This window comes from Fictibacillus sp. UD, from assembly GCF_043558025.1.
Lineage (GTDB): Bacteria > Bacillota > Bacilli > Bacillales > Fictibacillaceae > Fictibacillus.
This window is the reverse complement of the sequence record NZ_JARUHH010000003.1, coordinates 180,324-193,624: the sequence shown is the minus strand read 5'-3', so window position 1 is coordinate 193,624 and position 13,301 is coordinate 180,324. Positions and strand designations below refer to the sequence as shown.

The window sequence follows — 13,301 nt, the reverse complement described above, 5'->3', positions numbered from 1 at the left end:
ATAGCGCTTCAACGTGCTAAAACTGTTTATAACTTTATAAAATCAATTGCAATGAGAGAACAACAGTAGTGGAATGGTTCCCTGTTATTAGAGAGCTGATGGTGGTGCAAATCAGTACACAGCCTTTCACGAATTACAATTCTTGAGCATGCTTTTTTTGTAAAAGCCGGATTATTTCCGTTATGACAATGAAGGTGGCAGAGCTTTAGTCTTTGCTGTCAGGGTGGTACCGCGATATTAATTCGTCCCTGCTTATTAGCAGGGATTTTTTTGTACATTAAAACAGGCAAACAGGAGGAATTATACATGAGATATTTAACAGCGGGGGAATCCCACGGCCCTCAACTTACAACAATCATTGAAGGTGTACCAGCAGGTTTGCCTCTTTTGGCTGAAGACATAAACGAGGAGCTTGCAAGAAGACAGAAAGGACATGGAAGAGGGCGCCGCATGCAGATTGAAAAGGATCAAGTTCAGATCTTAAGCGGTGTACGCCATGGTGTAACACTCGGTTCACCGATCACACTCGTTGTTGAAAACAAAGACTTTACCCATTGGACAAAAATTATGGGAGCTGAACCTCTTGAAGATGAAAACGCCGAAGTAAAACGTGTCATCTCAAGACCGCGGCCAGGACATGCCGATTTAAACGGCGCGATTAAATACAACCATCGAGATATGAGAAATGTTCTTGAACGTTCTTCAGCTCGTGAAACAACCGTAAGAGTAGCAGCAGGAGCCGTTGCAAAAAAGATTTTGAAAGAACTTGGCGTACAAGTCGGCGGTCATGTCCTTGAGATTGGCGGAGTACAAGCCGAACAAACAACTTATGAAACCCTGAATGAACTGCGTGAAAAAACGGAAGCTTCACCGGTTCGATGTTTAGATGAAAACGCAGAAAAGGTCATGATGGATGCAATCGATACAGCAAAAGAAAACGGTGATTCTATTGGTGGAGTAGTTGAAGTGATCGCTGAAGGAATGCCTGTTGGAGTTGGGAGCTACACACATTACGACAACAAGCTCGATGCCAAACTTGCAGCTGCCATCATGAGTATCAATGCGTTTAAAGGGGCTGAGATTGGCATCGGTTTTGAAGCAGCTAGAAAACCAGGAAGCGAAGTTCATGATGAGATCCTGTGGGATATTGAACATGGCTATACACGAAAAACAAATAACGCAGGCGGATTTGAAGGCGGAATGACGACAGGGATGCCAGTTGTGGTACGCGGTGTGATGAAGCCGATCCCAACACTATACAAGCCGCTCAACAGCGTTGATATTGAAACAAAAGAAGTATTTGCAGCAAGCATTGAACGTTCAGACAGCTGTGCAGTTCCTGCTGCAAGTGTAGTAGCTGAATCCGTCGTTGCCTGGGAACTTGCAAGTGCGCTCGTTCAGCAATTCGGCCAAGATAACATGGAAGTCATTAAGAATAATATCGTTCAGCACCAAGAGCGTGCAAGGGTGTTTTAAATGAACACCATACAAATTACAACACCTTCAAAAAACTATCCAGTTTTTATTGGTGAGAACGCCATTTGGAAGCTTAAGAGTGTGTTAGAAAACTTAAACCCCGCTCCTAAGAATCTTTTAATCATAACGGATGAGAATGTAGGAAAACTTTATTTAAATGAAGTACAACATGTTATTGGTGAATCTTTTTCTTGCGAGACAATTCAAATTCAAGCAGGAGATGACCAAAAATCATTTGAAAACTATATTGCTTGTCAAAGCTTTGCCCTGAGTAAAGGATTGGATCGTACATCTATTGTACTTGCACTTGGAGGGGGAATGATTGGTGATCTAGCTGGTTTTGTAGCTGGCACCTATATGAGAGGGATTCGTTTTATACAGCTGCCAACTACAATTCTTGCCCATGATAGTGCTGTCGGTGGAAAGACTGGCATTAATCATCCAGAAGGAAAAAACATGATTGGAGTATTTCATCAGCCAGAAGCTGTAATCTATTCAACTGAGTTCCTAGCAACTTTACCTCAGCATGAAAAAAGATCGGGTTTTGCAGAGGTGATCAAACATGCATTAATTGCTGATGAAAGTTTGTATCAATCATTGTGTAAAAACGTTCAAACAATAGACGATTTAAACGGTGACTCTCTACTGCAAGCACTCATTAGAGGAATAGAGATTAAAAACGGAATTGTTTCACAAGATGAAAAAGAAAAAGGAATAAGAGCTTTTTTGAACTTTGGTCATACACTTGGGCATGCCATAGAAGGTGAACTTCAATACAAAGGGATCACACATGGTGAGGCTGTTGCACATGGAATGGCTTTTGCACTTTCACTTAATGAAAATACTGTACAGATCGGAAATGAATTAAAGAAATGGCTGAAATCTTTAGGCTACCCACCATTGTCAAAAACTTTATCCGTACCCTTACTAATCGAACGAATGAAGAAGGATAAAAAGGCTGAAAAAGGAAACATCCAAATGGTGCTGCTTAAAGAATTAGAAAAACCATATCTGTCCTCTTACCAAGCGGAAGAGTTAGAAATAAAACTAAGCGCTTTTTTGGAAGGGAATTAAAAAGGAGCATTTTATATGAGAAACGTCTTACTAATAGGAGTTGGATTGATTGGCGGTTCAATCGCTCTATCTATAAAAAATGAACATGATGCAACGATCTACGGGTATGACGTTTATACGGAGAGCAGTGAAACGGCTAAAAGACTAGGAGTAATAGACGTGGCTGTACATGACGTTGAAGATGCAGCTGCCATCGCCGACCTTATCATTATTGCAACGCCGGTAGAGGAAACATTAAAAGTGATGAAGCGATTAACTTCAATTACCCCTGTCATTAAAGCTCTTGTGATGGACGTAGGCAGTACGAAGAACTCAATCATGACCAAGGCGGAAGAACTTGCGAATAAAGGACTTCGTTTTATTGGCGGACACCCAATGGCTGGATCTCACAAAACAGGGGTAGAGAGTGCAAAGGCGCACTTGTTGGAAAATGCTTTTTACTTTCTGACACCAAACTCTATCACATCAGATGTGGATATTGATGAAGCAAAAATTTGGCTAAAAGGAACGCGCGCTAAATTTTTAGTATCTGAACCTGACGAACATGATTTTCTGACTGGAATTGTAAGTCATTTCCCACATCTTATTGCTTCAAGCCTCGTAAGAATTGCTCAAAATCATGCTGTTGACAAGCCTTTAATTCAACAGCTTGCAGCAGGCGGTTTTCGCGATATTACCCGTATTGCATCAAGTTCTCCAAAAATGTGGAGTGATATTGTAAGTCAGAACAAATCCCACCTTCTTAACCTATTACACGAGTGGAAAGAAGAAATGGATGAAGTGATACGCTTTGTAGAAAATGGAGATCAAGCTGAACTATATAATTATTTTGATGGCGCAAAATCGTTTCGTGATTCACTGCCAGTTCGTTCAAAAGGAGCGATTCATCCGTTTTCGGATCTGTATGTCGATATCTTAGATCGTATAGGAGCATTATCACATATTACAGCTCTTTTAGCAGAGTCAAATATCAGCATAATTAACTTAAGCATTCTTGAAGTAAGAGAGGGACTAAATGGGGTTCTTCGTTTAAGCTTTCAAAATGATAATGACCGGGATCAAGCGCAAGAAATTTTAAAAAATGAAGATTATTTAACACATATTACGTTATAGAAGGAGGCACTTGTTATGGAAAAGCACTTAAAATCTATTTCGGGATTAAAAGGAACAATTAAAGTGCCAGGGGACAAATCAATTTCTCATCGAGCTGTTATGTTTGGATCTATCGCGGATGGTAATACGACCATCAATGGTTTCCTGACAGGAGAGGATTGTTTAAGCACCATATCTTGTTTCAAAAAGCTAGGCGTAAACATACAGCAAGATGGTGAAAAAGTAACTGTAGAGGGAAAGGGACTCGCTGGTTTAAAGCCTCCTTCAGAAGATCTTTATGTAGGTAACTCTGGTACAACCATTCGTCTTATGCTCGGCATACTAGCTAACACACCATTTTCATCTACTCTAACAGGTGATGATTCTATTGCGAAAAGACCAATGAACCGGGTTACCCAGCCTTTAAAGCAAATGGGAGCCATAATAGAGGGCAATGATTCAGGAAACAAAGTACCTCTTCAAATAAAGGGCGGAAAAATAAAAGGAATACACTACACTTCACCGATAGCAAGTGCACAAGTAAAGTCCGCTGTCATTCTAGCTGGTCTTGAAGGAGAAGGCACAACTTCTGTTAAAGAACCCGTTAAATCACGTGATCATACAGAACGAATGCTCGAGGCGTTTGGGGTTGAAGTGGAAAATGACGGTTTGACGGTTTCCGTTGAAGGAGGACAGAAATTATCAGGCACCCACATAGAAGTGCCAGGTGATATATCTTCAGCCGCCTTTTTCTTAGTAGCTGGAGCCATCGTTCCTAACAGCGAAATCACCTTAAAAAGAGTTGGATTGAATCCAACTCGCACAGGAATATTAGAGGTTTTAAAAGCTATGGGCGCTAATGTAACTTATGAAAATGTGAATGAAGATACATCTGAACCTTACGGAGATTTAATTATAAAAACGTCGCCTTTAAAAGGTACCATCATTGAAGGAGCTCTCATTCCTCGTTTAATCGATGAAATTCCAATTATTGCGCTAGCTGCTACGCAAGCAGAAGGTCAAACCATTATACGAGATGCTCATGAGCTGAAAGTAAAAGAAACAGACCGTATCGAGACCGTGGTGAACGAACTGAAAAAAATGGGTGCCGATATCGAAGCAACAGAAGATGGTATGATCATTAACGGAAAAACACCTTTGCATGGGGCTGCTGTTCAAAGTTATGGTGATCACCGAATTGGAATGATGTTAAGTATAGCTTCTTGTATCTCAGAAGGTGAAACCACATTAACGAATAGTGAAGCCATTGCCGTTTCATATCCTTCATTTTTTGAGCAGTTGAAGAGTCTTGCAAACTGATATGGAAAATAGTCTTGTGCAATATTGTACTTGAAAGTAGTTGATTTCCGCTCCAGGTTGCTCGCTTTCCACGGGGCGTACGGTGAGCCTCCTGTCGCTTTGCGCCGTTAGGAGTCTCCACCTGACCCGCTCGTCCCGTAGGAGTCTCGCACCTTGCGCTCCAATCAACTTGCAAATGAGAGAATAGAATAACCCTTTTCAAATCAATGAAATTGATGAAGTATATCAAAACAATTCAAAAAACGTTCCTCAAAAGAGTAATGGGTTCTCTTTTGAGGAAGAAAACAAGAAATTACAAGCCAAATCGCATAGCAATTAGCATTATAAATCGCAGCGTAATTCGTTGCGGTTTTTTGGTTTCGAGATATAACTAATAAGCCAATTTTCCTGAAACAGCAATTGGATCTTTTTGAAAGATTAACTCTATTTTTGATCTATTCTGCTATGCAAAACAAGTAATGGCAGAATGGGACAATAGATAGAGATAGCTATTTATATGATAAGATTTAACTTTAACGGCAGTTTATTTTGGCTAAACGGCGTATTTCATCGCTTAGCTTTCGATTAACGGGATACACTTCTTCTATGAAGCTTAAAATACGAAGTGCAGATTCAGGTACATGATCATACCCCTGTACCATGTCTGCAATCATTTCCGCGAAACGAGGGTATCTTTTTTCCAGGCGCCTCTCGTTTCCGAAAGGATCGGGAAAGTAATCCACCTCTTGCTCTATCAAATGAAGTACGGATAAAATCCTGTCCACAGCATAACCTTGTACGAACCTCGTCGCTGATAGGCGCTCTCCCCTGGCAAAGCGGCCAAGTCCCACATAGAGATTAGTTAAAGCTTCGTTTAATGGATGGTCTAAAGAGTCTTTTTTGGGGCTAGGTATCGGGTTAGAAGGTTTTGAAATTCCGGTATTGTTGTAGGAGGGATCCTTCCAAACGACTCTCCCTTCCGTATAAGAACCATTAATCAGCTCCGATTCCTCAAAAACCGCATATTCACCAAAAATGCCGTCCTCAAACAAAACTTTATATCCAATCTCCGAATTCTTAAAAGAATAAGCTAATGGGTGAACTTCTTCAAGCCAATCCAAATGGTCGATATATCTGCTTTTTTGGTCATGTCTTACAATGACAAAGAAATCCAAATCTGAATAATCATCTAGCCGAGCAGTCTCAATTCCAACGGAACCGACACCTAACAATAAAAGTGCACCTCCTTTTCTTTCGAGCGATTTGCCGATCTCGTCGAGCCGATGCAACAGCATTTCTGTTCTCAACATTAGAAGTCCTCCTTTAGGTTAATGCAAAAAGGGCCCAACCTACTTTTCAGCGAGGTTGAACCCAAAGGTTTCATTGCCTTTATTTTCCTAATGCGATTTTACCATGAACCTTAATTTCTTTCTACCGAAAATGATTTTATTTTATGTGCGGTAATGTTTACCCTAATCGGGTGCTAAGAAGGATTAACGCTTTTTTATTCAACATATTGAACAAACGTGCAGTTTAGTTCAACAAGAATACCTAGCCGATGTTTTTTGCTCTGTTTAAGAATAATGGTGATTTTTAATAACTCTTCGAAATCTTACTTTCAGTTACCTGTCAGATGGTAAGAGATATTGGAATAGTATATTACTGGATTAATAAAATTGAAACAGGGAGAAAATGAGGTGATTTTATTTTAGAAAAACTCAGGAAAATTAATATGAAAACTGCTGTATTTATGGGAATTATTTTTTACTCTTTGACTATCTTAATTCACTTTCTTATTATAAGCAAAAGTATTCCATTCACATGGGTTAATGGTGGAAGGTCTGAATCATTCGCTGAACAGCTACCAATATCTGTTATAAGTATCGTTATTTCTATTATTGGAGTAGTTTTTACGTTGATTGTTGGTAGTATTAAATCATATAAATACAAAAGAGTAATAACCGTTATATGTTGGTTTTTAGTTGTACTTTGGTCTTTTGGATTTATACAACAATTGTTTGGAACACCTTTTGAAAAAATGGTTTGTTCGTTAGTATTGCTTATTGGAGTTATCTCGAACTTGCGTATGGCGAATGAAAAAAAATAGATGTAACTATTTAATTAATAAGTTTGTGAACAATTACACTTAAACTAAAGGGTGCGTTGATCCAAGAAGGATTGACGCAATTTTTAATGAATCTATTTAACAAACGTAGCAGGATTGTTGCATATGACGTTGGAACAAAAAGGGGCTTGAATAATATGTATACATATTTCAACGGATTGATTATTCGTGAAGGTACAAATGGGTTAGATGAATTATCATTAAAAGATTTATATATGGATGCTGGATGGGTTAGCAATGACACCCCAAACTGGCAAGATGAAAAATTTAAATTAGTGTTTGAAAACTCTACTTGGGCATTTACAGTATGGGAAAAGAAGAATTGGTAGGAATGGTTAGAGTGTTGTCAGATAAAATAATGTTTGCTACCAACTTGGACTTAATAGTTAAAAGTTCTTATAGAAATCAAGGGCTGGGACAAAAATTGGTTAAATGTTGCATAGAAAAATTGCCGCACGGGACTTGGTACTCTCATACAACATCTAATAATTTTCTTTTTTATGAAAAATGCGGGTTAAAAGTACAAGATACAAATGAAAGTGGTAACTGTGTATACTTTGGAAGGAGAAAAGCAAAAGAAGAAGGACACTTATAATTTTTTTATTCAACTATCGGGTGCTATTGCTGCATAAGGCGATTGTCCATTACCTCAAGAAAAGGGGAAGGTACTTGAAGAAGGAATCCAAATAATCGATGTACGAAAGGCTGGAATAAATCATGGCAAAAAAAGAAGCACCGAAAATTCAAACAGAACGATTGGTTTTACGTCCGAGAGCGGAAAAAGACATTCCCAATATGATTAAAATGTTCAACAATGATGAAGTAAGAGAATTTCTTGGAATTAACCCCCCTCGTGATGAACACTCAATGTTAGAAATGGTTAGGAATCGTACTGAAACAAAATGGACTGTCGCATTAAAAGATACTGATGAATTCATCGGTGATGTAATGATTCCAGAAATAGCAGAAGGTTATCTTGGCGAAATTGGTTATCGCTTCATGAGGGAGTATTGGGGAGGCGGTTTTGCGTATGAAACGGTTTCCGCGGTCATTGAGCATTGTAAAAGCACATTAAACCTTAAACGACTATCTGCTACCATAGATAATAAAAATATTAAGTCAAAAAAGTTAATTGAAAAACTCGGATTTACTTTGGTAACGGTGTTGCCTGAATCGAATATAAGAGGCAGAGTTGCCGATGTAGCTTACTATTCTCGTATAGTATAAGCATCCTTATGCTCTCCTAAGAAAAATGAACAAACAGGTGAGTGTTTAAATGGGGGATGTTTTTGGTCAAGGGATATGATTTTAGTGAAGAAGATTAGGCGGGATGATATTGAAAGAGTGATTAAAAAACTAATAATAGATGGTGAAGTTGAAAGAGTATTTAGTCGTTGTGAATAATAGGCTTATTCCACTAACGGGTGCGATTGTTGAATAATGCTATAAAAAAAGGAGCCACTGAAAAACCGGTGAAATTCAACCGTTTTTTCAGTGGCCGCGACAAAAATCTAAGCTTTTAAAAAGTCCGTTACATATCTACATATCCATTGTAAGGTGTTTCACTTGCTAAAAGTAATGATAAAAGGAAACATTCTTTGTGTGTTATTGTACGCTTGTGAAAGTTCTTAAATCTTCTATATCTGCGACTTTAAATCCATTTGCCTCTACTCGGTGAACAAGTTCATCGATTTCTTTGCGAGAAACACTTTCATTAAATGTAATAACTACGCGGCGCAGGAATTGTTTACCCGCATCTTGCGTGAATACACCTTCAATGTTGTACTCTTCATGAATGGCTGTGAACAGCTTTCTTAGTGATCCTTTTCCTTCTGTTGTAGATACGGTTAAGGAATAACCGCCTTTTTTAATTCCATAAGAATCCTCTAAAATGTCCATTACTTTAGAATGCGTGATAATTCCTAAAAAGTTATGGTTATCATCGACTACTGCCATGAAAGGCAGGCGTCGAATTGAAAACAGTACTTTAAAGTATGCTGTATTTTCGTGTATAAAAGCATCTTTTTCTTCAACAATTCTACTAACATGATCTTTAACAGAGCCAATATTATCAATGATATAATCCGATGTCGTTTCTTTAAAGAGTAAGCCTACAAACTTTTCTTCTTTTTCATCCAACACAGGAATACAGCGATACCCAGATTGAATAATCGTATATCGAGCCTCGCTGATCGACATATTTTCTGTTACATACGTTACTTTAGATTTTGTTAGATAGTTGGATTTTACTTTCATGTGACACACCCTTTTCAGAATAATATAAATATTTAAAACTATTTCGACAAAAAAAGCAAATACCCTGCTACATTTCAAGTCAACCTCAACTTTTTTCCTATTTGCACAATACGAACCATTGTCATATAATATTACTAGAATATTTACTAAATTCACAAAAAGGAGGTGTAAGGCATGCTTAAAGGTGTACAAATGTTTAACTGGCTGGTCGTTTTCCGTGCAATTACTTATGTGTTTTCTAAAATTGGTGGAGTCTGTCCATTTTCAGTTAAATCAAATAATGTACATCAATAAGTAACCTTACCCTATCCTTTTTTATTGACGAAAACCCATGGGCAGGTATGTTGCTCATGGGTTTTTTTATGCAAAAAGGACAGTGGCATTGAATAAAAGGAGATTGAAAAAATGATAGTATGCACTGTTCAACATGTGAAAAAAATGTACGGCGGAAACGAGATACTTAAAAATATTTCTTTAGAGATACACGAACAAGACCGGGTAGGAGTAGTAGGTCAAAACGGCTCGGGAAAAACGACTTTGTTCAAACTATTAAGCAATTTGGACCATCCCGATTCTGGATCTATTTTTATAAAAAAAGACGCCGAGATTGGGTACTTGGCACAGTTGCCAGCTCATGATGAAAATATGACGGTCATTGATGTGATTTCGTCAACATTCCGAGAGATCAAAGAAATTGAAGATCAAATACAAAAAGTTAATATATCATTAAGTGACCCAAAACAAAGTCACCACCTGGAGAAAAACCTTAATAAATTATACCTTCTTCAGGAAAAATTCGAGGACCTTGGAGGCTATTCAATAGAGTCCAAAATAAATGGTGTTTTGACAGGATTAGGGCTTGCACATTTTTCGAACAATCCATTTTACCAGTTAAGCGGCGGGGAACAGACAAAGGTAGGATTAGCGTGTTTGTTATTGAAAGAACCTGAACTGCTTCTGTTAGATGAGCCTACTAACCACTTAGACATTGAAACGATGAACTGGCTAGAAAACTATCTTCAAAAGTATAAAGGTGCAGTAATCATCATCAGCCATGATCGTTATTTCCTTGATAAAGTCACCGGAAAAACCATTGATATCGAAGACGGAGAATGCACAATTTATTACCACAGCTATTCCGGTTTTGTAAAAGAAAAAGAAAATAACCTTCTGCTAGAATTCGAGAAGTATCAAGAAGAACAAAAGAAGGTAAAAAAGATAAAAGAGTCGATAAAGCAACTGCGCGAATGGGGAGCACGATCTGGAAATGAAAAATTCTTTCGAAGAGCCAGAAGCATGGAGAAAGCACTTGTTCGAATACAAAATATGAAGCGACCTAAGCTGGAACGTAAAAAAGCAGCATTCGAATTTTCTTTAAATAAAAGAAGCGGTCAAGATGTAGCATTAATCGAACAAGTAAGTAAATCTGTTGATGGCCGAACCATTTTAAATAATATTGACCTGCAAATAAGATTTGGAGAGAAAATTGCACTTGTTGGAAAAAATGGATCTGGGAAAACAACATTAATACATGCATTGCAATCCAATGATTTATGTAGCGGTAAAGTGAAGCTAGGATCATCCGTCTCGATCGGTTATTTATCTCAAAAAGGACTTACCGCAGATCCTAAACAAACCGTACTTGATATTTTTAGAGATAAAGTCGCAATGGAAGAAGGAGAAGCACGGCATCATCTAGCAAAGTTCTTATTTTACGGAGCATCTGTTTATAAAAAAGCGTGTGATTTAAGTGGAGGGGAAAGGACTCGTTTACGGCTTGCTCAACTGGTATATGAAGGATTTAACTTTTTGATACTAGATGAACCTACTAATCATTTAGACATTGATTCCCGAGAAGCTTTAGAAGCAGCGTTAGAGGAATTTGAAGGAACAATTCTCTCTGTCTCGCATGACAGATACTTTATAAACAAACTGTTCGAACGAACGCTTTGGTTAGAACAAGGAATTTTAGACAGTTATAATGGATGTTTTGATTATGCACTTGAAAAGCGTATGGGAAATTAATTGGAAAACAGGCTAATTTTTAGCCTGTTTTTTGTTTTTTGATTGCACACTTTGAGTATGGGTAATAATGGTTGTATAACGTGTATTAACAGGAGGTATTTTGTGAGTAACTACGAATATAACATGCCCCAGTTCCCAGAACCGATTTGGAGACAAAACGTAAACCTGCCGACATACTCCTCATTAAGCGGAGATCATGAGTCAGAAGTTGTTGTTGTTGGTGGTGGAATAAGTGGAATCACAACTGCATTACTACTTGCAAAAGAAGGGAAGCAAGTAACCTTAATAGAAGCAGGAAAACTCATAAACGGTACAACTGGCCATACAACAGCGAAAATTACTTCTCAGCATGATATCATTTATGATCGTTTGATTTCGCATTTAGGATTAGAACGAGCTTCTCAATATTATCGTTCTAACGAATTCGCAGGACAATTGATTCATGACCTTGTTAAAGAACATAACATTCATTGCAATTATGAACCACATGACGCCTATCTTTTTGCAAACACAGATCAAGGTGTCAAAAAGCTGAATAGTGAAGCTGAGGCTTATGAAAGATTAGACATTGATGGAGAACTGGTGGACCAGCTCCCATTTAATATTCCTCATAAAAAAGCACTCGTTATGAGGAATCAAGCACACTTTCATCCGATCAAATATTTGACCGCACTTTTAAAAGAGATGGAATCACTCGGTGTCACTATTTTTGAAAACACGACAGCTGAGGATATTACAGAAGATAAAGAAGACAAAAAAGCAGTGGTTCTGACAAGCGAGGGACATAAGGTAAAAGGAGATTATGTAGTTTGCTGCACACATTTTCCGTTCTTCGATGGTTTAGGATTTTATTTTACAAGAATGATGGCGGATCGTTCATACGTATTAGCTGTAAAAACGAAAGATGAATTCCCACAAGGGATGTATATGGGTGTTGACGAAACTTCATTTTCTTATCGTTCTATTCTTCAAGATGGCGAAAAGATCGTGCTTCTGAGTGGAGAAAGTCATCAAACAGGACAGGGCATTCCAACTCATCAGCATTATGAAGCATTGTTAAAGGAAGCTAAAAAATCACTGAATCTGGATAGAGTGTTGTACCGGTGGTCTGCCCAAGATTTGATCACACTTGACAAAGTTCCGTTTATTGGAAAACTGACTCACAAACATGACCGTATTTTTGTTGCTACAGGATATAAGAAATGGGGAATGACAACTGGAACACTCGCCGCACTAATCATAAGAGATTCCATCCTAGGCAAGGAAAATGAGTTTGCTGACCTGTATAAACCGCAGCGGTTTCAGGCTGATCCGTCTGACATTAAACAGTTTGTCAAAGAAAACGCAGATGTAGCAAAACATTTTGTATCAGGAAAATTAGACAAACCGGCTAAACATCCAAGAAGCCTTCAGAAAGATGAAGGATGCGCAGTAACTCTTGATGGTGAAAGATGCGGTGCGTATCGTGATCAAAATGGGGAACTTCATATTGTGGATACTACCTGTACGCATCTAGGCTGTGAAACCGAGTGGAACAGCGGTGACAGAACATGGGATTGTCCATGTCATGGATCTCGTTTTTCATATGAAGGAGCCGTTGTAGAAGGACCAGCCAAAAAGCCGCTAAAACGGATTGAATTACAATAAAATACTGAATCAAGATGACCTATACAGGCTTAAATTAGCCTGTATAGGTCATGCTTTTGTATGTGTAAAATGATTGGGTTTAAATTCACAAGAAATGATTTGGATTAATGTGAATATAATATATGATGTTTTTTAAATCCAATCTATCGTTCAAATGGAAACTCCCAGCGTACTGATAGAAAACAGAGATGGCTTGCTTCTTCTCCTTAACGGAATAGAGCTTCGAATACCACCACAACAGTCTAACAAAAACGCTCTTTTTTAAAGGCTCTTTTCTTTAGGATTGTTGCTTTCAAACCTCATTTTA

The 13,301-nt window shown here is 38.1% G+C and carries 10 protein-coding genes, 1 pseudogene and 1 other annotated feature; of the genes and pseudogenes, 9 read left to right on the top strand and 2 right to left on the bottom strand.

All coding sequences use genetic code 11. From position 1 onward, the window contains the following. Window positions 1-42 precede the first annotated feature (42 nt). Window positions 43-253: a binding site (T-box leader), on the top strand. Window positions 254-306: 53 nt separating this feature from the next. The 4 genes from aroC to aroA are packed head-to-tail and all read left to right on the top strand — an operon-like array spanning window position 307 to window position 4,962. Then, window positions 307-1,476 carry a chorismate synthase gene (gene aroC, locus P8610_RS07190; RefSeq protein WP_394603763.1) on the top strand — a complete coding sequence of 390 codons (1,170 nt, stop codon included), beginning with the start codon at window positions 307-309 and terminating at the stop codon, window positions 1,474-1,476. Continuing rightward, a complete protein-coding gene (aroB, locus tag P8610_RS07185; RefSeq protein WP_394603762.1) occupies window positions 1,477-2,550 on the top strand; it encodes a 3-dehydroquinate synthase in 1,074 nt (357 codons plus the stop codon). A gap of 15 nt (window positions 2,551-2,565) precedes the next feature. After that, on the top strand, window positions 2,566-3,663 hold the full coding sequence (locus P8610_RS07180; protein ID WP_394603760.1) for a prephenate dehydrogenase: 1,098 nt from the start codon (window positions 2,566-2,568) through the stop codon (window positions 3,661-3,663). A 15-nt stretch (window positions 3,664-3,678) separates the two neighbouring features. Further along, complete coding sequence (aroA, locus tag P8610_RS07175; RefSeq protein WP_394603758.1) at window positions 3,679-4,962, top strand: 3-phosphoshikimate 1-carboxyvinyltransferase; 1,284 nt, start codon at window positions 3,679-3,681, stop codon at window positions 4,960-4,962. A gap of 512 nt (window positions 4,963-5,474) precedes the next feature. Here the strand turns inward: aroA and P8610_RS07170 are convergent. Next, window positions 5,475-6,251 carry a hypothetical protein gene (locus tag P8610_RS07170; protein ID WP_394603757.1) on the bottom strand — a complete coding sequence of 259 codons (777 nt, stop codon included), beginning with the start codon at window positions 6,249-6,251 and terminating at the stop codon, window positions 5,475-5,477. A gap of 422 nt (window positions 6,252-6,673) precedes the next feature. Between P8610_RS07170 and P8610_RS07165 the strand changes: the two genes are divergently transcribed. The 3 genes and pseudogenes from P8610_RS07165 (at window position 6,674) to P8610_RS07155 (ending at window position 8,293) form a co-directional block, all read left to right on the top strand. Continuing rightward, window positions 6,674-7,048: a hypothetical protein gene (locus P8610_RS07165; RefSeq protein WP_394603756.1), complete on the top strand. Its 375-nt coding sequence runs from the start codon at window positions 6,674-6,676 to the stop codon at window positions 7,046-7,048. Window positions 7,049-7,203: 155 nt separating this feature from the next. Then, window positions 7,204-7,661 (top strand): annotated as a pseudogene (locus P8610_RS07160) (GNAT family N-acetyltransferase). A gap of 122 nt (window positions 7,662-7,783) precedes the next feature. Further along, a complete protein-coding gene (locus tag P8610_RS07155) occupies window positions 7,784-8,293 on the top strand; it encodes a GNAT family N-acetyltransferase (protein WP_394603755.1) in 510 nt (169 codons plus the stop codon). A gap of 378 nt (window positions 8,294-8,671) precedes the next feature. On the opposite strand, the gene cbpA is transcribed toward P8610_RS07155, so the two are convergent. Continuing rightward, window positions 8,672-9,322, bottom strand: coding sequence for a cyclic di-AMP binding protein CbpA (gene cbpA, locus P8610_RS07150; RefSeq protein ID WP_289495479.1), 651 nt, complete (start codon window positions 9,320-9,322; stop codon window positions 8,672-8,674). 405 nt (window positions 9,323-9,727) lie between these two features. Here cbpA and abc-f point away from each other — a divergent pair, with 405 nt between their 5' ends. Together abc-f and P8610_RS07140 are read left to right on the top strand one after the other, a co-directional pair. Continuing rightward, window positions 9,728-11,347 (top strand): ribosomal protection-like ABC-F family protein, encoded by a 1,620-nt coding sequence (gene abc-f, locus P8610_RS07145; RefSeq protein WP_394603754.1) that lies wholly within the window; start codon window positions 9,728-9,730, stop codon window positions 11,345-11,347. Between the two features lie 123 nt (window positions 11,348-11,470). Beyond that, window positions 11,471-12,994, top strand: coding sequence for an FAD-dependent oxidoreductase (locus P8610_RS07140; protein ID WP_394603914.1), 1,524 nt, complete (start codon window positions 11,471-11,473; stop codon window positions 12,992-12,994). Window positions 12,995-13,301: the final 307 nt, after the last annotated feature.